Annotated in this window: 16 protein-coding genes; 10 read left to right on the top strand and 6 right to left on the bottom strand. The window is 71.1% G+C overall.

Features of this window, described 5'->3' with window-relative positions:
* Positions 1-35: 35 nt before the first annotated feature.
* Together NE857_RS19865 and NE857_RS19860 are read right to left on the bottom strand one after the other, a co-directional pair.
* Positions 36-653, bottom strand: coding sequence for a Uma2 family endonuclease (locus NE857_RS19865; RefSeq protein WP_254422040.1), 618 nt, complete (start codon positions 651-653; stop codon positions 36-38).
* Positions 654-815: 162 nt separating this feature from the next.
* Complete coding sequence (locus NE857_RS19860) at positions 816-1,835, bottom strand: ABC transporter substrate-binding protein (protein ID WP_254417150.1); 1,020 nt, start codon at positions 1,833-1,835, stop codon at positions 816-818.
* A 200-nt stretch (positions 1,836-2,035) separates the two neighbouring features.
* Here NE857_RS19860 and NE857_RS19855 point away from each other — a divergent pair, with 200 nt between their 5' ends.
* Genes NE857_RS19855 through NE857_RS19845 form a run of 3 tightly spaced genes read left to right on the top strand, consistent with a single transcriptional unit; the run spans position 2,036 to position 5,018 of the window.
* Positions 2,036-3,088 (top strand): FecCD family ABC transporter permease, encoded by a 1,053-nt coding sequence (locus NE857_RS19855; RefSeq protein WP_254417149.1) that lies wholly within the window; start codon positions 2,036-2,038, stop codon positions 3,086-3,088.
* Positions 3,085-4,182: a FecCD family ABC transporter permease gene (locus tag NE857_RS19850; RefSeq protein WP_184364607.1), complete on the top strand. Its 1,098-nt coding sequence runs from the start codon at positions 3,085-3,087 to the stop codon at positions 4,180-4,182. The genes NE857_RS19855 and NE857_RS19850 overlap by 4 nt, the downstream gene beginning before the upstream one ends.
* Entirely contained in the window at positions 4,179-5,018 is an 840-nt protein-coding gene (locus tag NE857_RS19845; RefSeq protein ID WP_184364605.1) for an ABC transporter ATP-binding protein, read from the top strand. Before NE857_RS19850 ends, NE857_RS19845 begins: the two co-directional genes overlap by 4 nt.
* Positions 5,019-5,100: 82 nt before the next feature.
* Here the strand turns inward: NE857_RS19845 and NE857_RS19840 are convergent, their stop codons facing one another.
* Positions 5,101-6,081, bottom strand: a complete 981-nt coding sequence (locus tag NE857_RS19840) for a glycerophosphodiester phosphodiesterase (protein WP_254417148.1) — start codon at positions 6,079-6,081, stop codon at positions 5,101-5,103.
* A gap of 872 nt (positions 6,082-6,953) precedes the next feature.
* Between NE857_RS19840 and NE857_RS19835 the strand changes: the two genes are divergently transcribed.
* Complete coding sequence (locus tag NE857_RS19835) at positions 6,954-8,975, top strand: PhoX family protein (protein ID WP_254417147.1); 2,022 nt, start codon at positions 6,954-6,956, stop codon at positions 8,973-8,975.
* A gap of 135 nt (positions 8,976-9,110) precedes the next feature.
* Here NE857_RS19835 and NE857_RS19830 read toward each other — a convergent pair whose 3' ends face one another.
* Positions 9,111-9,560: a GNAT family N-acetyltransferase gene (locus NE857_RS19830; protein WP_254417146.1), complete on the bottom strand. Its 450-nt coding sequence runs from the start codon at positions 9,558-9,560 to the stop codon at positions 9,111-9,113.
* A 79-nt stretch (positions 9,561-9,639) separates the two neighbouring features.
* On the bottom strand, positions 9,640-10,923 hold the full coding sequence (locus NE857_RS19825; RefSeq protein ID WP_254417145.1) for an isochorismate synthase: 1,284 nt from the start codon (positions 10,921-10,923) through the stop codon (positions 9,640-9,642).
* A 349-nt stretch (positions 10,924-11,272) separates the two neighbouring features.
* On the opposite strand from NE857_RS19825, the gene NE857_RS19820 reads away from it, so the two are divergent.
* The 6 genes from NE857_RS19820 to NE857_RS19795 all read left to right on the top strand — a co-directional run bounded on the left by NE857_RS19820 (position 11,273) and on the right by NE857_RS19795 (position 16,899).
* Positions 11,273-12,904, top strand: a complete 1,632-nt coding sequence (locus NE857_RS19820) for a glycoside hydrolase family 10-like protein (RefSeq protein WP_254417144.1) — start codon at positions 11,273-11,275, stop codon at positions 12,902-12,904.
* Positions 12,905-13,113: 209 nt separating this feature from the next.
* Positions 13,114-13,515, top strand: a complete 402-nt coding sequence (locus NE857_RS19815; protein WP_254417143.1) for a TOBE domain-containing protein — start codon at positions 13,114-13,116, stop codon at positions 13,513-13,515.
* On the top strand, positions 13,508-14,374 hold the full coding sequence (gene modA / locus NE857_RS19810) for a molybdate ABC transporter substrate-binding protein (protein WP_254417142.1): 867 nt from the start codon (positions 13,508-13,510) through the stop codon (positions 14,372-14,374). The genes NE857_RS19815 and modA overlap by 8 nt, the downstream gene beginning before the upstream one ends.
* On the top strand, positions 14,371-15,228 hold the full coding sequence (locus NE857_RS19805; RefSeq protein WP_425572058.1) for an ABC transporter permease: 858 nt from the start codon (positions 14,371-14,373) through the stop codon (positions 15,226-15,228). Before modA ends, NE857_RS19805 begins: the two co-directional genes overlap by 4 nt.
* Positions 15,225-16,352 carry an ABC transporter ATP-binding protein gene (locus NE857_RS19800; protein WP_254417141.1) on the top strand — a complete coding sequence of 376 codons (1,128 nt, stop codon included), beginning with the start codon at positions 15,225-15,227 and terminating at the stop codon, positions 16,350-16,352. The genes NE857_RS19805 and NE857_RS19800 overlap by 4 nt, the downstream gene beginning before the upstream one ends.
* A gap of 217 nt (positions 16,353-16,569) precedes the next feature.
* Complete coding sequence (locus NE857_RS19795; RefSeq protein WP_254417140.1) at positions 16,570-16,899, top strand: DUF3040 domain-containing protein; 330 nt, start codon at positions 16,570-16,572, stop codon at positions 16,897-16,899.
* 140 nt (positions 16,900-17,039) lie between these two features.
* Here NE857_RS19795 and NE857_RS19790 read toward each other — a convergent pair whose 3' ends face one another.
* The gene (locus tag NE857_RS19790; RefSeq protein ID WP_254417139.1) at positions 17,040-19,739 is read right to left on the bottom strand and encodes a penicillin-binding transpeptidase domain-containing protein; all 2,700 of its coding nucleotides are present in this window, start codon (positions 19,737-19,739) and stop codon (positions 17,040-17,042) included.
* Positions 19,740-19,939 lie beyond the last annotated feature (200 nt).

The following is a 19,939-nucleotide window of genomic DNA, read 5'->3' as shown; positions in this document are numbered from 1 at the left end:
ACCGATCGATTCGGTACCGCCCCCCGTCCGTCAGGTCAGCGGTTCACAATGTCCGTCAGGTCGAACTCCCACCCCAGGGGAGCGGAGGTCCTGAGCGTCTTTCGGTGGACGGTCGGCTTGCCGTAGCCACCCGAGGGGCTGGCCGGGTCCTTCTCGTACTCGTAGACCACCGCGTCGCCGCCGTCCTGCTCGATCCGCCAGTAGAAACGCGCGCCAGCGCGGGCGTGGAGCTCGGGCTTGCGCTCGCGGTCCCTGATCTGCGACTCAGGGGAGACCACCTCGACCGCCAGTTCGACCGCTTCTGGCGGGAACCAGGTCTGTTCCAGTTCCCGGAACGCCGCGGAGCGGACCAGAAGCGGGTCAGGCTCCGGCCGCTGCCGTTCGGCTAGCTTGGCGGAGAACTCTCTCGCCACCCGGAGCCCGTCGGGAACATGGGTCTTGGGGGCGCCCTCCAACAGTTGGAGGACCAGCATGTGGAACAGCTTCTGCGGGCGCGCCAGCACCAGGTTTCCGTCGATGAGTTCGGTATGCGGCGGAAGATCCGGGATGCGGTCAAGGTCGTCAGCGGTGAAACCGTCCTGCGGCGGCATGGGGAGGACCACGGCGTCTTCGAACTCTGGCGCCTGTTGCTCGGCCACTGTCGGAGCGGACATGTGACTGCCTTCGGCCGTCGGATCGTTCTCGTCGCTCACGGTAGCCGTCCCCGTTGTCCCTGGCGGTGCTTTTCGCGGATTGCCCTACCCCGAGCATGCACCAGGACCCGCGGAAGTTCGCCCACCACGGGCCCGGAGAGCCGGTTTCAAGGCCGCTACGGGCTACCGCTGGGGGGCGACGCCGAAGATCTCGGCGATGTCGTCCAGGACCGCGTGGGCGGAGATCAGGCCGACGCCGGACATCCAGTAGGCGTCGTCGACCTCGGTCTTCTCGCCCTCCAGCTGGTCCCACAGAGGATTGGTGACGTAGTCGTCCTTGGCCTCGTCGACCTCGCCCGCGCCGTCGTCGTAGGTGGCCACCAGGATCTGGTCGGCGTCCAGGTCGAGCAGGCGCTCGGGGCTGTGGTAGGTCGCGATCTCCGTGGAGTCGGTCTCGGTGTGCTCGCTGGCGGGCAGGCCGAGGTCGTCCAGGACCACACCGATGTAGGAGTTGCGGGTGTACAGGCGCACGCCCTCCGCGTCGCCCGCGAAGCGGACCACGGACACGGTGGGCAGTTCGCCGTCGTGGGCCTCGGAGATCTCCTCGCCGATGGCGGCCGCTCGGTCCTCGAACTCGGTGAGCAGGCGCTCGGCCTCCTCGGCCTGACCCATGGCCTCGCCGGTCAGGAGCAGGTTCTCCTTCCACGAGGCGCCGGTGTCCACGGACATGACCGTGGGGGCGACCTCTGTGAGCTGTTCGTAGCCGTCGCCGTGCCGGACCTCGGCGGACAGGATCAGGTCGGGCTCGGCCTGCGCGACCAGTTCGGGGCTGATCTCCCACAACAGGCCCACGGACTCGGCTCCGGAGGCGTCGCCGGTGTTCCAGCCGCTCTCGAACAGGTACTCGGGCAGCGCGTCCTGGTTCTCGGCGATCTGGGTGTAGCCCACCACGTTGCCGCCCAGGGCCAGGGCGGCGTCCACGTAGGTGAAGTCCAGCGGCAGGACCCGCTCGGGCTCCGTGGGGATCTCGGTCTCTCCCATGGCGTGCTCGACGGTCAGCGGGAATCCCTCGGACGCCTCGCGGCCGTTGTCGGTGCCGCCCCCGTCGGGGCCGCTCGCGCCGCAGGCGGTGAGCAGAGCCAGGGAGGAGGCCGCGGCCAGGGCGGCCAGGCCCGAACGGCGGGGGAGAGCGAGGGTGGTCATGGTCGGGGCTCCCGAGGAGGTGAAGGTGGTTCCGGTGCCGTCCTACCGCGACGAACTGCCAGAACGTGACAAAAGACCAGCGAGTGTGCTTCGCGGGTGTGGAACGTGGCAAACTTAGATCATCCAAGTATGGCCAGGCAAACCTAACTTAGGGCTGCCTGGCTTTTGCCTTGGGGATCACGTTCATGAGAGGAGACCCGGTGAGCCAGCGCGTGGAACCGGCCGCCGCCGCGTCCGGGCGTTCCGCCGTCGCGGCCCGCAGGTCCCGTCGCGTCGCCGGGCTGGTGCTGCTTGTCGTGTTGCTGGCGGCGGCCGTCTCGGCCAGTGTGCTGGTGGGCGCGCGCACCCTCGACCCGGCCACCGTGTGGCAGGCCCTGACCGCCGACGCGGGGCCCGAAGCCAACACCATCGTCAACGAGATCCGTGTGCCCCGCACCGTGCTCGGTCTCCTGGCCGGGATCAGTCTCGGCCTGGGCGGAGCCCTCATGCAGGGCCACACCCGCAACCCCCTGGGCGACCCCAGCATCCTCGGGGTCACCTTCGGCGCCGCCCTCGCGGTGGTCACCGGCATCTACTTCCTCGGTATCACCGCCCTGCACACCCAGGCCTGGTTCGCCTTCGCCGGGGCGGGCGCGGCCGTGGTCCTGGTCTACGCGGTCGCCTCCGTGCCCGGGCGCGGCCCCACCCCCGTCACCCTGGCACTGGCCGGAACCGCCGTGAGCTGGCTCGCCTACTCCGTGGCCTCCGGCATGGTCCTGCTCGACCAGTCCACCATGGAGAGCTTCCGTTTCTGGCGGGTGGGTTCCCTGGTCGGCCGCGACCCCTCGATCATCCCGCAGATGGCCCCCGTCGTCCTGGTCGGAACCGTGCTCGCCCTGGCCAACGCCCGCGCCCTGAACGCCCTGGCCCTGGGCGAGGACACCGCACGCGCCCTGGGGTTCCAGATCGGCCGGGCCCGGCTGGTCGGCCTGGTCGCCATCACCCTCCTGACCGGCATCACCGTCGCGGCCTGCGGCCCCATCGCCTTCGTCGGGCTGATCGTGCCGCACCTGGCCCGGGGGATCGTCGGCGCCGACTACCGCTGGCTGATCCCCTACTCCGCCCTCATGGGAGCGGTCCTCCTTCTGAGCGCCGACGTCCTGGGACGCTTCCTCGCCCCGCCGGGTGAGCTCCAGGTCGGGGTGGTCCTGGCCCTGGTGGGCGCGCCCTTCTTCATCCACATCGTCCGCCGCCGGAGGTTGTTCGCGCTGTGACCGCCACACTCGAACCCGCATCCGGGCGCGACCCCCTGGCGCGCCGGGCCAGGGCGGTCACCCTGGGACCGCTCGCGATCCGGCTCCGTCCGCGCCTGGTCGCCGTCTGTGCCCTGACCGCCCTGGCCATCGTGGCCCTGACCGGACTGAACCTGTCCGTCGGCGACGTGTTCGTCGCCCCCGGCCAGGTGTGGGCCAACGTCGTCGGCGCCAGCTACGACGAGTACTTCACCATCTGGCGGGTCCGGATGCCGCGCGTGGTGGTCGGCCTGCTGGCCGGAGCCGCGCTGGCCGCCGCCGGGGCCATCACCCAGGCGATCATGCGCAACCCGCTGGCCAGTCCCGACCTGCTCGGGGTCACCCACGGCGCCAGCGCGGGCGTGGTCGCGGTGATGGCCTTCGGCGGCAGCTACGGAATCATCAGCGGACCGCTCGCCCAGATCGGCGTACCCGCCGTCGCCCTGATCGGCGGACTGGCCGCCGGGGTGCTCTGCTACGGCCTCGCCTGGCGGAACGGGATCGACGGCTTCCGCCTGCTCCTGGTGGGTGTGGGCGTCTCCACGGTCCTGATGAACCTCACCGTCTGGATGCTCACCCTCGGCGAGGTCAACGACAGCGGCCGGGCCATGGTCTGGATCGCGGGTTCCCTGAGCATGCGGACCTGGGCGCACGCCGTTCCGGTCGCGATCGCCCTGGCCGTCCTGCTGCCGCTGGCCCTGGTCGCCGCGCGCACCCTGGACGCCCTGTCCTTCAGCGACGACGTCACCCGAAGCCTGGGCGTGCGCCTGGAACCGGCCCGCACCGGCATGCTGGTCCTGGCCGTGCTGCTGGCGGCCTTCGGCACCTCGGCGGCCGGACCCATCCTGTTCGTGTCGCTGGCAGCCCCGCAGATCGCCCTGAGACTGGGCCGCACCGCGCGCCCGCCCGTCCTGCTCTCGGCCCTGGTCGGTGCCGCCCTGGTGGCCGCCGCCGATCTGGCGGCCCGCAACCTCTTCGGCACCGTCCAGCTCCCGGTCGGCATCGTCACCGGCTGCCTGGGCGCCCTCTACCTCGTGTACCTGCTCGTCCGCGGCAACCGAAAGGTCCAGGCGTGACCACTCAGAAGACCCCTCCCGCCCCGGCCACGGCATCGGACACGCCCCCCACACGGCTCGGTGCCCGCGGCCTCACGCTGGCCTACGACGAGCGCGCCATCGTCGACGGCCTGGACACCGACATCGTCGGGGGCACCGTCACCTGCGTGATCGGCCCCAACGGCTGCGGAAAATCCACGCTGCTGCGTGCCCTGGGCCGCCTCATGCGCCCGCGCGCCGGAGTGGTGGAGCTCGACGGCCGCGACATCCACCAGGTGCCCACCCGCGAGGTCGCCCAGGTGCTGGGCGTCCTCCCGCAGCAGCCGACCGCGCCCGAGGGCCTCACCGTCGCCGACCTCGTCGCCCGCGGCCGCCACCCCTCCCAGCGCTGGTACCGGCAGTGGTCGGGCGACGACCACCAGGCGGTGTCCGCCGCCCTGGAACAGACCGGTCTGCTGGAGTTCGCCGACACTCCGCTCCAGGAGCTGTCCGGCGGTCAGCGCCAACGCGCGTGGATCTCGATGGTCCTCGCCCAGGGCACGGACCTCCTCTTGCTGGACGAACCCACCACCTTTCTGGACCTGGTCCACCAGGTGGACGTCCTGGACCTGGTCCGCGACCTGCACCAGCAGGGCGGCCGCACGATCGTGATGGTCCTGCACGACCTGAACCTGGCCGCTCGCTACGCCGACACGATCATCACCATGCGAGACGGGCGGGTGGTGGCCAGCGGAACCCCCGCCGAGGTCCTCACCCCCGAACTCCTGCGCGAGGCCTTCGACCTGGATGCCGTCGTCACCGAGGACCCGGTATCGGGCGGCCCCCTCATCGTTCCGGTCGGCCGCGCGCGACACTGAGACTCACCGGTCGGTGCCCTCACCCGGAGACCGATCGCGGGCTTCGTCCCGGCCTGACGGAGCCCGCACCGTCTGGCGGGGGTTAGGCGACGGCTGAGGGGGAGCCGTCCAGGACCTCCAGCAGCACGTCGACGTAGTCGGTGATGATGCCGTCCACACCCCAGTCGATCGCCCGCTGCATGCCCTCGCGGTCGTTGATCGTGTAGGTGTGGACCTCCATGCCCGCCTCATGCACGGCTTGGACGTAGTCGCCGTCGATCCGGTTGTGGTTCGGATTGACCTGGTCGGCCCACGAGTAGTCCTCGAGCTCGTCCACGGGCACGACCCCCAACAGTCCGTGCGGGACATGGCGCGGGTAGAGCTCGCGTGAACTCTCCACGACCTCCCAGTTGAAGTCCTGGATCGCCAGGCGGTCATATCCGGGCTTCCCGGGCAGCGACCCCGGCGAGAGGAACCACGGGTTCCTGTGGAGGACCTCGGCGATGTCCACCTCGATGCCGGGGTGGTTCGCGGACGCCTTGATCTCCAGGAGGAAACCGAGGCGCAGCTTCTTCATGAGGTCCAGCCCCTCCTGCAGGGTGGGCACCGGCTCGCCCTCGAACTCCTCGCCGAACCAGGATCCGGCGTCGAGCTCGCGGATCTCCGCCAAGGTGAAGTCGCCGACAGCGTAGGAGTCCCGGTCCGGATAGACCTCTTCGACGTTCGTGGTCCGGGTCAGGTCCACGTCGTGCATGAAGACGAGCTCACCGTCCGCGGTGCGCTGCACGTCGGTCTCGACGGTACTCGCGCCGAGTTCGGCGGCCACCTCGATGGCCGCGAGGGTGTTCTCCGGAGCGTAACCGGATGCTCCGCGGTGGGCGACGTCCAGGACATCCGGGCCGTGCGGCGGACCTGGGGGACCGGCGGTCGCGGAGTCGGCGCTCGCCGCACCCGCGAAACCGAAAACGGCCATCGCGGATCCGGCGGCCAGGGCCGCGGCGCAACGCAGCGCGGTTCGGCGCATCACATCGCTGCTGGGGCGGGGGTGGGGGTAACCAGCAATGATCCGGGAGGTATCAGGCACAGTGCTCCTCTGATTACGGCAGGACAAAATGACCCGGTGTTCTTCGCCCGGATCCGCTTCCGCTGCCAATCCTGTTTTCTCTCGGCCGGGCAGTCCGCCAAGAAGCGAACAACCCGGACGCGGTAGGAGATCGCCCGGGCATTCGCAAATCAATACCCGGAACGCACTTCCCACCGTCGCTCCATTGATTGACACCGGCGTGTCCTGTGGGAGAACTCCGTCTGGAGGAGCGGGGAACGCCCAATCGTCCCGACCCCCGTGCGGTGTGTCCATGGAGAAGGCGGCCGTGGCCGGGCCAGCCACGAACTGCCTTCGCGCGAGGAGCGGGCACTGGTGTCCACTGCCTCTCGTGTCTGTCAGGTCGGCGGTTGAGGACGTCCGTCAATTCGAGCCCCAGCTCGACGGGCGTGGAAGTCGCCGGCGTCCCGGGCCGCCTCATGCGCCCGCGCGCCAGCGTCGTGGAACTCGGCGGTCGCGACGTCCCCGGGCCCCGCCGGGGACGTCGCCCGGCTGCTGGGCCGCCACCCGACCACCGCGACACGGGGAGCACGTCAGCGCGCGCCCGGGTGGAAACCGCGAGGAAACACGCGGGGCCGACCCGGGCGAGGCTGGTGGACGTTCGTGAGCGGGTAGGCGAGGATCACCACAAGGTCCGACGGTGAGTGTTCACGCAACTACTCTATGCGACTATTCCTGACATCCGGGGGGAGTTGTAGGTGCGTTCACCCGGGTTTCACCGGAGAGTGTGAAACCTCGGCCAGGGTCGTGAGCGACCAGGCAGGACCTCCTGCACGATCGCTTCCGCGCCCCTGAGCGGAGCCCCGCAGCCCGTGCCGGGGCGCGTGAGCGGTCACGATCCCCGAGGAGAACGTGTGACCCCATCCGCGCCCCGCCGCCGACTCCTGCCCCTGCTCGGAGTCGGGGGTGGACGTTCCCCCAAGACCTGCGAGTACCGCTGTGGCAACGCCTGTTTCCACCCCGCGCCCAACAAGAGCGACAACGCCTACTTCGGTGACATCTTCCAGGGCGTGCTCTCCCGCCGCACCGCGCTCAAGGGCGCCGCGGTCGGCGCCGGGGCCAGTGCCCTGGGACTGGCGGCCCTGAGCCCGGCCGCCGCGGAAAGAGGCCCCAACCGTCCGCACCCCTCGCCGCGCCCCACCTTCAAGAGCGTCCAGCCCAACAACCTGGACCAGGTCTCCGTTCCCGGAGGCTACGACCACCACGTCATCATCCGCTGGGGCGACCCGGTGCTGCCCGGAGCTCCCGAGTTCGACTTCGAGAACCAGACCGGCGAGGCCCAGGCCCAGCAGTTCGGCTACAACTGCGACTACGTCGGCTTCTTCACCCTCGACGACGACCACGGGCTGCTGTGGGTCAACCACGAGTACACCAACGAGGGGTTGATGTTCGCGGGCTACTCCGGCGGCGGGGACGCCGACCTGGAGTGGATCCGCGTGGCGATGGCCGCCCACGGCGGCTCGGTGGTCGAGCTGGAGCGGGTGTACGGCACCGGCCAGTGGAAACTGGTGACCGAGGGAGCGCGCTCCTTCAACCGCCGCATCACGCCCGACACCCCGTTCCGCGTAGCCGGTCCCGCAGCCGGGCACCAGCTACTGCGCACCGAGGCCGACCCTGAGGGAACCCGTGTCCTGGGCACCCTCAACAACTGCGCGGGCGGCATGACGCCCTGGGGCACCATCCTCAGCGGCGAGGAGAACTTCCACCAGTACTTCGTCGGCGCCCCCGCCACCGAGGCGAACTCCCGCTACGGCCTCCGGAGCGGATACAGCGGCCGACGCTGGGACCGCGTCGACGAGCGCTTCGACCTGGCCAAGCACCCCAACGAGGCCAACCGCTTCGGCTACATCGTGGAGATCGACCCGCACGACCCGGACTCCACCCCAGTCAAGCGCACCATGTTGGGCCGGTTCAAGCACGAGGGCGCCAACGTCAACCTCACCGAGGACGGCCGGGTGGCCGCCTACATGGGTGACGACGAGCGCTTCGACTACATGTACAAGTTCGTCAGCGCCAAGAAGTTCGTCGAGGGATCCCGCAAGCACAACATGACGCTGCTGGACACCGGAACGCTGTACGTGGCCCGTCTGGAGGGCAACAGCCCCGAGGAGGAGATCGACGGTAGCGGCACTCTGCCCTCGGACGGCGAGTTCGACGGCACCGGTGAGTGGATTCCGCTGTGCACCGACACCGAGAGCTTCGTCGAGGGCTTCTCCGTGGCGGAGGTGCTGATCCACACCCGCCTGGCAGCCGACAAGGTCGGTCCCACCAAGATGGACCGCCCCGAGGACTTCGAGCCCAGCCCGGCCACCGGCAAGGTCTACTGCGCCCTGACCAACAACAGCGCTCGGGAGCCCGGCCAGGCCGACGAGCCCAACCCGCGCGGCCCCAACAAGTACGGTCACATCCTGGAGATCATCGAGGACGGAGCGGACTCCGCCGCCACCACCTTCACCTGGAACGTGCCCATCGTCTGCGGGAACCCCGAGGACGAGGACACCTACTACGCCGGGTACGACAAGTCCAAGGTCATGCCGATCTCGGCCCCCGACAACGTGGCCTTCGACAAGCACGGCAATCTGTGGATCGCCACCGACGGCCAGCCGGGGAGCCTGGGCATCAACGACGCCCTGCACGTGGTTCCGATGGAGGGGCGCTTCCGCGGCGAGCTGCGCACCTTCGCCACCGTCCCGGTCGAGGCCGAGACCTGTGGCCCGCTGATCACCGAGGACCAGAAGACCGTCTTCCTCGCCCCACAGCACCCGGGGGAGAACGGCACGGTGGAGGCGCCCACCAGCGTGTGGCCCGACGGCGACTTCCCGCGCCCGTCGGTCGTGTGCGCCTGGCACAAGGGCGGCCGCGACATCGGCACCTGATCCCGGCCCCGGGTGCGTGCAGCCAGCACGCCCCGGGGACGGTTCGGCTACCGACCCGGGATGACCTTGCTACCAGGAGCGAGATCGGCGAACTTGCCACTGGTAGCAAGATCTCCGGCGTTGAGGGCGACCCTTCTAGAGCACCCGCTCGAAACACAGTGAGGTGGGCTCGTCCGCGTAGGCCCCGAAGGGGGCGATGGGTGTGTACCCCGACCTGGTGTAGAAGCGCACCGCGTCCGGCTGGCGGTCGCCGGTCTCCAGCCGCAGGCACTTCCAGCCCTGACCGCGTGCCCATTCCTCCAGGGCGTGCAGCAGCACGGTGGCCGCTCCTGAGCCGCGGCTCTTGGGCAGCACGTACATCCTCTTGACCTCGCCGACCCCGTCGCCCAGGTCGCGCAGGCCACCGCAGCCCACGGCGGTTCCGGCGTCGTCGCGCACCAGCGCGAACACCGCGATGTCGCCGGCGGAGGGCGGGCTGCCCGGTTCGGAGTCGGGGGTGCCGTAGCGTTCGGCGATCTCCCGCCGCTGGCCTGCGCGTAGTTCGGCGGCCCCGGGATGGTCCCAGGGGACCAGCTCAACGTTCATGCGCACGAGCATGCCGCAGCGATGTTTCCCGCATGTGAAAAGTCGCGCCGCCCCTTGGACGGGGCCCGGCCCGAGGGGCTCAGGCCTCGGGGTCGGTGAGGGCTTCGCGCATCACCCGGAACTTGGACTCGGCCTCGGCGACCTCCGAGGCGGGATCCGAACCAGCCACGATCCCGCCGCCCGCGTACAGCCGCGCGCGTGAGCCGTCCACGTGGGCACAGCGCAGCGCGATCCCCCACTCGGAGTTGCCCGCGCCGTCGAGCCACCCCACCGGCCCGGCGTACCCGCCCCGGTCCATGCCCTCGACCTCGGCGATGAGGCGCATCGCCGTGTCGGTCGGGGTGCCGCCCACGGCGGCAGTGGGGTGCAGCGCGGCCACCGCGTCCAGCGCCGAGACCCCGGGGGCGAGCCGGGCGTACGCGCGGGTGGCCAGGTGCTGGACATTGGCGAGTTTGAGCAGGTGCGGCCAGGCGGGCACCACGAGCTCCTCGGCGAGCGGCTCCAGCGCGGTGCGCAGCGAGTCCACCGCCAGCCCGTGTTCCTCGATGTCCTTGGCCGAGGCCAGCATCTCCTGGCCCAGCTGGTGGTCGGCCCCGGCGTCCCCGCCCCGGGGGCGGGTCCCGGCCAGGACCAGGGAGGTGAGCTGGTCACCCTCGCGGCGCAGTAGCAGCTCGGGGGTGGCGCCGACCATGCCGCCGACGGAGAAGGTGAAACAGGCGGGGAAGCGCGTGCGCAGCCGCTCCAGCAGCACGCGGACGTCGATGGGGGAGTCCGCCTCGGCGAAGGAGTCCCGGGCCAGCACGGCCTTCTCCAGCTCACCGGCGCGGATGCGCTCGACCGTTCCGGCCACCGCGCCCATCCACTCCTCACGGGTGAGCGACCCGGGCCGCCACTCCACGGGCCCGACCGGTCGGGGCGCCGGGTGGGGGCGCAGCAGCTCCTCGGGGTGCGCGCCGGGTTCGTCGGTGACGGTGGTCAGCCAGGTACGCCCCTCCCGGCGGCCCACGACCACGCGCGGCACGATCAGCGCCGAGCCCCGCGAGGTGGGCGTGAACGTGAACGTGCCGAAGGTGACCAGGCCGGTGCCGGGCAGGTTCACCTCGTCCTCGACCTCGGCGTGCTCCAGCAAGCCGTGCGCCCAGGTGGTCGCCTCGACGAACCGGGTGGTGTCGGTGGGCGGGGTGCCCTCGGGCTGCGGCGCCGGGTCCAAGCGGGTGGCCTCACCCCAGCCCACTATGCCGTCGTCGCCGGTCAGCCAGGCCAGAGGGGTGCCGGCGGGCAGACGTCGGACGAGGCTGTCGGCCCGGTCGCGCAGGGGGACGGTACGGACGAACAGCTTCGGTGGGCTCAGCTCGGTGTTCACGGGACCCGATTCTAGGACCCGGGGTACGGGCCCCGGCCATGCCCTTGGAGGTTCGCGCTCCGCCCGGATCCCTTCGTCGTGGCCCGGAGCGAGCCCTCCTCCACGCTCTGTTCCCGGCAGGGATCCCCGGGGAAGGGGATTCTTTGCCTGCCGGAGGGTGTACGAAGCCCGAGGCCCCTCGTCAACGGTGTTTCGTTGACCTGCGGAAACATTCCCGCGAGCCATGATGTGCGACGTTATCCACACATTGGCCGAATCGTGTCCGAAAATTGACATCTTGGTCTACTCTGGGTCGCGGCGTGGCGCCAGGGGGACGGCGGTGCGCGAACTTCTCAGAGGAGAACTGTTGATGCGTTCCATGGCACGGGCCGTGACCACGCCGCGCGCCGGGGCCCGGTGGGCGGCGGCTGCCGCCGCGACCACTGTGCTGTTGGCCGGATGCTCCAGCAAGGAGAGCGGTTCCGAGGCCGACGCCCCCGCACCCGGCGGAGAGGGCATCGCGGCCCCCGCCACGTGCGGCACCGACGGCGACAAGCGCGAGATGCGGGGCGCCTGGCTCACCACCGTCCGCAACATCGACTGGCCCTCCGAGCCGGGCCTGTCCGCCGACGAGCAGAAGGCCGAACTCGACCAGTGGCTGGACGAGTCCGTCGAGATGGGCCTGAACGCCGTCTTCCTGCACGCGCGGCCCACCGCCGACGCGGTGTACGACTCCGAGCTGGAGCCCTGGGCCCGCTACCTCACCGGTGAGCAGGGCGGGGACCCCGGCTACGACCCGCTCGAGTACGCGGTCGAGGAGGCCCACAAGCGCGGCCTGGAGATGCACGCCTGGTTCAACCCCTACCGCGTGGGCCTGCAGGACCCGGACATCGAGAACCTCGCCGACGACCACCCCGTCAAGCAGAACCCCGACTGGCTGGTCGACTTCGGCAAGGAGGCCTACGTCGACCCGGGCAACCCCGAGGTCCGCGAGTGGGTCACCGCCGTCATCATGGACGTGGTCGAGCGCTACGACATCGACGGCATGCACTTCGACGACTTCTTCTACCCCTACCCGCAGGACGGCGCGACCTTCGACGACGACGCCAGCTGGCAGGCGCACGGCGGCGACTTCGACGACCGCGGCGACTGGCGCCGGGACAACGTCGACCAGCTCATGCGTGACGTACACGGCCAGATCCAGGAGACCAAGCCCTGGGTGAGCTTCGGCGTCTCCCCGTTCGGCATCTGGCGCAACGACGCCACCGACCCCAGCGGCTCGCCCAGCTCCGGTCTGCAGTCCTACGACGCCCAGTACGCGGACACCCGTACCTGGATCCAGGAAGGCACCGTCGACTACGTCGCTCCCCAGCTGTACTGGGAGCGGGGCTTCTCCACCGCCGACTACGAGGCCCTGACCGACTGGTGGGCCAACGAGGTCGAGGGCACCGACGTCGACCTGTACGTGGGCCAAGGCGCCTACCGCCTGGGTGAGAGCGGCTGGACCGGCGACGACGCGCTGAGCACCCAGCTCGACTACTCGAGTGAGAACGAGCAGGTCATGGGGGACATCTACTTCTCCATCAAGAGCATGCGGGACAACCCCGGCGCGGTGAACCACCTGCTGGAGAACCACTACGCCCAGCCCGCGCTGCCCCCGGTGATCGACTCGCCCGAGGGTGAGGGGGCCCGGGTCGGCGCGCCGACCGGGGTCACCGCCCAGGCCGGGGACGAGACTGTCGAGGTCGAGTGGCAGGCCATCGAGGGCGCCCGCTTCTACGCGGTCTACCGCCTGCCAGCCGAGGCCGCCCAGGCCCTGGAAGGCGGCGATGACGAGGCCTACTGCGCCGCGCTGGCCCCGGGGAACCTGGTCGGCATGACCGGTGAGTCCGCCCTGACCGACAGCGCTCCCCTGGAGGACGGCGCCGGCTACGTGGTCACCGCCCTGGACGACTACCGCGCCGAGGGGCCGGTCAGCGAGATCGCGGACCCGCGCACCTGACCGACGGGCCACACGGGGCCACGCGGCACCACCGGACAGAGCAGCAGGCCGAACGGGCCCGCTCCCGCACACACGGGGGCGGGCCCGTTTCCGTGCGTCCACCTGTCGGATCAGCACTGTCACATCCACCAAATGAACGGTGAAAAAGTTATGATTTGCTAGGCATAAAAACATAACTCCCTTGCATTTGCGAGTAGTAGGTTCTCCACATGCCGACCTTCCAGATCAGCGAGGCCGCCGACCTGCTCGGTGTCAGCGCCGATACCGTACGCCGCTGGGTCGACTCCGGCCGCCTGGCCGCCACCCGCGACGCCTCCGGGCGCCGCCAGCTGGACGGTGCCGAACTCGCGGCGTTCATGCGGGCAGGGGCCGACGACGACCCCGACCGTCGTGTCTCCTCCGCCCGCAACCGCTTCCAGGGCCTGGTCACCAACGTGATCCGCGACCACGTCATGGCCGCCGTCGAGATCCAGGCCGGACCGCACCGGGTGGTCTCCCTGATGAGCCGCGAGGCCGCAGACGAGCTCGGTCTGGAGGTCGGAAGCCCGGCCACGGCCGTGGTCAAGTCCACGAACGTCATCATCGAGACCACCGGAGAACACCATGCGTGACACCGCCCCCAGCCGTCCCGCACACCGCTTCACCGGTCGCCGCCACGGACCGGTCACCGGGTTCGCCGCCGCCAGTGCCCTCGTCGTCCTGACCGCCTGCGGCGCCGAGGACACCGGGCCCGACGAGGCCGCTGAGGAGAACGGAGACGGCGGCGCCCTGAGCGGTGAGCTCACCGTCATGGCCGCCGCCTCCCTCACCGACGTCTTCGCCGAGATCGCCGAGGACTTCGAGGAGCGGCACCCCGACGTCGAGATCACCCTCAACTTCGCGGGCAGCAGCGAACTGGTCCAGCAGATCAACTCCGGCGCGCCCGCCGACGTGCTCGCCGCCGCCGACACCTCCACCATGGAGCAGGTCGTGGAGGGCGAGGGCCTGGACGCCGACTGGGCCGCCGAGAACGGCGAGAACGGGCTGGTCTTCGTCACCAACACCCTCCAGATCGCCGTACCGCCGGAAAACCCCGCCGGGATCGAGAGCCTGGCTGACCTGGCCGGGGACGACGTGCAGGCGGCCTTCTGCGCGGAGGAGGTGCCCTGCGGTGCAGCCGCGGCGGCCGCCCTGGAGGCCTCCGGCCTGGACGTCACCCCGGTCACCTACGAGGAAGACGTCCGCTCGGTGCTGACCAAGGTCGAGATGAACGAGGTCGACGCCGGACTGGTCTACGCCACGGACGTCATCTCCGCCGAGGGCAGGGTCGAGGGCCTGGACTTCCCCGAGGCCGAGGAAGCGATCAACGGCTACCCGATCGGCGTGCTCGCCAACTCCGCCGACCCCGAGCTCGCCGCCGCCTGGATCGAGGCGGTCACCTCCGCCGAGGGCGCGGCCGTCCTCGACGACGCGGGGTTCGGTGCCCCGTGACCACCGCCGCACCCAGCAGGTCCGGGAACGCCGGGGGCGCGCCTACACCGCGCACGCGCGCCTCCCGGGCCAAGACCGGCCGGATCCCCTGGATCCTCGTCCTCCCCGCGGTCATCGGTGTCCTCTTCCTGGTCCTGCCCTTCGCGGGGATGCTCATCCGCGCGCCCTGGACCACCATGGGCGCCCGCGTCACCGACCCCGACGTGCTCGCCGCCCTGTGGCTGTCACTGTCCACCGCCACCGTGGCCACCGTCGTCTCGCTGATCATCGGCGTCCCCCTGGCCTGGCTGCTGGCCCGTACCGAGTTCCCCGGCCGCCGGTTCGTGCGAGCCCTGGTCACCGTCCCCCTGGTGATCCCGCCGGTGGTGGGTGGTGTGGCCCTGCTGATCGTGCTGGGCCGCAACGGGCTGGTCGGCCAGTACCTGGACGCCTGGTTCGGGCTGACCCTGCCCTTCACCTCTGCCGCCGTGGTCATAGCCCAGGTGTTCGTTGCCATGCCCTTCCTGGTGATCAGCGTGGAGGGCGCCCTGCGCGGGGCCGACCGCCGCTACGAGGAGGCCGCGGCCACCCTCGGCGCCAGCCGCGTCACGATCTTCACCCGAGTCACCCTTCCCATGGTCCTGCCCGGCATCGGTGCCGGAGCGGTGCTGTGCTGGGCGCGCGCCCTCGGTGAGTTCGGGGCGACCATCACCTTCGCCGGGAACTTCCCCGGCACCACCCAGACCATGCCGCTGGCGGTGTACATGGCCATGCAGCGCGACCCCGAGGCGGCGATCGTGCTCAGCCTGGTCCTGCTCCTGGTGACCCTGGTGGTTCTGGCCACCCTGCGCGAGAGGTGGATGAGCACCGCATGAGGCCGACAGACCAGCCCGCCAACCCCGTCGCGGGCCCTGCCCGCGCCCCCGCCCTCGAGGCCGAGCTGCGCGTGCGGCGCGGCGACTTCACCCTCGACGTGAGCCTGACCGCCGGGCCGGGGGAGATCCTCGCCCTGCTGGGCCCCAACGGAGCGGGCAAGTCCTCGGCGCTGCGCGCCCTGGCCGGGCTGGTCCCGCTGACCGGCGGACACGTGCTGGTGGACGGCGCGGACGAGACCACCACCGCCGTCGAGTGCCGCCCCATCGGCATGGTCTTCCAGGACTACCTGCTCTTCGAGCACATGAGCGCGCTGGAGAACGTCGCCTTCGGTCCGCGCTGCCAGGGCGCGGGTAGGTCCGAGGCGCGTGCCCGGGCCGGTGAACTGCTCGAACACATGGACCTGGGCGCGCACGCCCAGTCGAAACCCCGGCAGCTCTCCGGCGGGCAGGCCCAGCGGGTCGCCCTGGCCCGCGCGCTGGCGGTCCGCCCGCGGCTACTCCTGTTGGACGAGCCGATGGCGGCGCTGGACGCCAGCACCCGCATCGACGTCCGGTCCCGCCTGCGCCATCTGCTGGAGGACTTCGACGGTGTGACCGTGCTGGTCACCCACGACCCGCTGGACGCCATGGTGCTGGCCGACCGCATCGCGGTGATCGAGTCGGGGCGGGTCGTACAGCGGGGCGAGCCCGCCGAGGTGGCGCGGCGGCCGCGGACCTCCTATGTCGCCCGGCTGGTCGGGCTCAACCTCTTCCAGGGGCGGGGCGAGGGGGAGACGGTGGTCCTGGACGGCCAGGACCCCGGCGAAGCCGCAGAGGGGTGGACCCCCGACGGTCCTGCCCTGGTGACGGTGCGCGAGCCGCACCACGGCCCTGCCCTGGTGGCCTTCCCGCCGCGCGCGGTGGCCCTGTACCCGGAGCACCCGCACGGCAGCACGCGCAACGTGTGGCGGCTGACCGTCGACGGGATCGAACGCTTCGGCGACCAGGTCCGGGTGCACCTGGACGGGCCGCCGTCCCTGGTCGCGGACATCACCCCAGCGGCCCTGGCCGAACTCGGACTCTCTCGCGGCGACACGGTCTGGGCGGGGGTCAAGGCCTCCGAGGTCGAGTGCTATCCGGGCTGACCCGCTTGACCTGGGGTGACCCGGGTATCAGGATCCGCGCCCCGCCACCTGGTGACATAGGGCTCTCGCATGCTGGGACAAACGGTACTCTTCGGTCCCAACCGCGAAAAACAGGTACGGAAATCCTGTGGACACTTGGATATCCGACCCTCACCTGGGGGAGACTGTAGGACACCCGGTGACGACAGTCCTTCCCCCTGCGGTCGAGGAGGGTTCCATGTCCCTGAGAGAGCACGAGCGCAGAATCCTCGCGCAGATAGAGAAGCAGCTCAGCGAGGATGCTCCTGAGCTTGCCGGACGCCTGGAGGCCTTCGGAACCGATGACCCCGACGCCCCGGCCGACCCGGGGCTGCGGAGCTGGAAACCGTGGGTCGCCTGCGGGCTGATCGCGGCGGTCACCGCGGGGTTGCTCGTCCTGCTGTTCGTGCTCACACCGAGCGCACCGCAGCCGGAGGACCCGCGGCCCACCGAGACCTCGCAGAACACCGTGCCCGACCCCGTGCCGGAGGGCGACGCGGTCGACGGCCCGCCCGAACCGGCCGGCTGACCCTCGTGCCCGCGTCCCCGGGCTCCCGCAGGAAGCCCGGCGGGCCCGGACCACGGACGTGACCGTACGGGAAGGGCCCCGCCCGGAGCACCGGTGCACCCGGATGCTCTGGACGGGGCCTTCAGCGCCTCTTCGGTCCCTCAGAGGGCGTTGGTGAAATCGGCGGCCAGCGGACCGGCCACGGACCCGCCGCCGCCTCCGCCCTCCACCACGATCGCGAAGGCGACGTCACCCTTGTAGCCGACCATCCAGGCGTGGGTGGGCAGCTCGTCGTCCTCGTCCGGGGTGCCGAACTCGGCACTGCCCGTCTTGCCGTACACCTCGCCCTGGAAACCGGCGTCCTTGGCGGTGCCTTCGGTGATCACGGCGCGCATCATAGGCCGGATGGCCTCCGCGTTGGCGATGGGGTTGGGCTCGGGCAGGTCCTCCCTGGCGGGTTCGGTGACCAGTACGGGGTGGCGCCAGGAACCGTCGGCGATCGCCGACGGCACCGTCGCCATGTGCAGCGGTGAGGTGAGCACCTGGCCTTGGCCGATGCCCTGTGCGCCCATCATGACGACGCCCTCCGCGACGGGGAAACTCGGTTCGAGCGTGGTCACACCGAGGTCCAGAGGGGAGTTCATGCCGAACTGCTCGGCGCTCGCCTGGAGGCTGTCCGCGCTCAACCGCTGGCCGATCTCGTGCACCAGGGCGGTGTTGCAGGAGGTCGCGAACGCCTCGGTCACCGACTGCTCACCGTGCTCGGCGCCACCGGCGTTGACGAACGTCCAGCCGCCCGGATCGTACTCCTCGGGGCAGTTCATGGTGGCGTCCGCGGACAAGCCGTTGTCCAGCAGCGCGCTGTAGGTGACGATCTTGAAGGACGAACCTGGCGCGTACTGGCCCTCGAAGGCCCGGTTGAACCCGCCTGGCACGTTCACCACCGCCAGGACCTCACCGGTGGAGGGGCGGATCGCCACCAGACCGGCGGGGTCGCCGGCGTCGATGATGGCGTTGGCCGCGGCGCTCTGGACGGTCATGTCGATGCTGGTGGTGATCGGCTCGCCGTCGGACCCGTCCAGGGTCGCGACGGTGTTCTCCTCGGTGGCCTCCAGGGAGTCGCGGTCCTCGGCCTCCGCGGCGTCCACCATCACGATGGTGGTCGCGGCCTCACCGGCCAGGTGCTCCTCGTAGCTGCGCTGGAGCCCGCTCTTGCCGATGGTGTCGCCGACGCTGTAGGCCGGGCCGAGCCGCTCGACGTCGTCCTCGTCGGCCTCGCCCAGCTCACCCACGATCATCTGCAGGGAACCGGAGATGTCCGGGCTGTCCAGGCGGGTGCCGTCGGCGGCCTGGATCTGGCCGCGCTCGCCCCATACGGCGGTACGGGCCAGGACCTGGCCCTCGCCGAGTCCGGGGTAGGCGACCTCGGGCGAGAACTCGACCAGCCACTCGCCGTCCTCCCGCACCAGCGGGAGTTCACCCTCCCAACCCCAGTCGTCGGCGTTGGTCAGCGACACGGTCACCTCGTAGGGGGCGCTGCCGGTGCCGCCCTCCGTGGTGGGGGCGCCGACCTCGACCGCGACCCCGTCCACGCCCAGTCCGGCGTCGATCCCGGCGAGGGTCTGCTCGGCGTCGCCACCGGTGGTCACCGCGGCCAGGCGCGCGTAGTCCTGGTCCTCCCAGGCGGCCTTGTACTCGGCCGTGGCCTCCTCCGGCTGGGGCAGCGTGTACACGTACCACCCGGCGGCGCCGCCGGCCAGTGCCAGCACGAGCACGGTCGCGACCACACCGATGATCAGCCCGCGGCGGGACTTCTTCCGGGGCGGCGGCGGACCGGGGTCGTAGTCGTCGTAGTCATCGTCGTAGGGGTCGTCCGGGCCCTGGGGGCCACCGGGGCCGCCCCGGCCGCCGGAGGCCGTGCCACCCGGACCGCTGTAGAGGAACTCGTAGCTGTCGCTGCGGTTCTCACCCTCCCCCGGGGCGGGCCCGGCGGGCGGCTCCGGAGCGGAACCGGGGTAGGGGGTGTCGCCCGCGTAGGCGGGCTGACCGCCGTACGGGGTCTCCCAGGCCTCGGGGGAGGCCCCGGCGCTCTGGTTCCCCTGCTCCTCGTGTCCGTGCTGCCCGTAGCCCCGAGCGGCCTGGGCCCAGTCCTGCTGCTGCCCGGCGCCGGGGTCGTTCCAGCTCTCCTGGGCGGGCCTGGGCTCGACGGGGGTGCCCCACTGTTCCGGTGAGGGCTGCGCCCCGGACGGTTCGTTCCAGCTCTCCTGGGACCCGGAGGGCTGCCCCCAGGACTCCTGGGCGGAGCGCGGTTCCACGGGGGTTCCCCAAGGCTCGGGGGAGGCCTGCGGCTCGACCGGGGTGCCCCAGGACTCCTGGGCGGAGCGCGGTTCCACGGGGGTTCCCCAAGGCTCGCGGGAGGTTTGCGGCTCGACCGGGGTGCCCCAGGACCCCTGGGCGGGTTCGGGCTCGACGGGGGTACCCCAGGGCTCCTGCGGAGTCCCCGGTTCCGCCGCCGCCGGCGGCGTGCCCCAGGACTCGTGGGACTGGGACCCCTGGGACTGGGACCCCTGGGACTGGGCCGGTTCGTTCCAGCTCTCCTGGGCGGGTTTGGGCTCCACCGGGGTGCCCCACGGCTCGCGGGGCTCTTCAGCGGGTGTGCTCGGCCCGGACGCGGGAGGGGCTTCGGGCTCCGCCGGGCGGGGGCGGTCGAAGCCGAAGTTCCCGGTCTCCGTGGGGCGGGCCCCGGGAGGCCGCTGGGGGATTCGGTAGGGGTTCTCCGGGCGCGACTGATGCGCCTGTGTACCGTCCGAATCCTCGGGCGGCCCGGAGGAATCCGGCTGCCGGGGGGACCGTTCGTCCACGCCTGACCGTCCTTCGTTACGTTTCCTGGGGATACCACGATGCCCCGCTCCCACCTCGGTGGGAGCGGGGCACGAGGATGATGGTCGGCATGGCGGTCGCCTCTCGGCGCGGGGCACAACGGGGCTCCTGGCCGCCCGGTCTGCCCGCCCACCTGGGGCGGGTGCCGGACGCGGTATTCCGCGAAGGCAGTAGTTGAGGC

Origin of the sequence: Nocardiopsis exhalans, from assembly GCF_024134545.1 — a bacterium.
GTDB classification, from domain to species: domain Bacteria; phylum Actinomycetota; class Actinomycetes; order Streptosporangiales; family Streptosporangiaceae; genus Nocardiopsis; species Nocardiopsis exhalans.
Note: the sequence above shows the minus strand (reverse complement) of the source record. Positions and strands in the feature narration are given on the sequence as shown.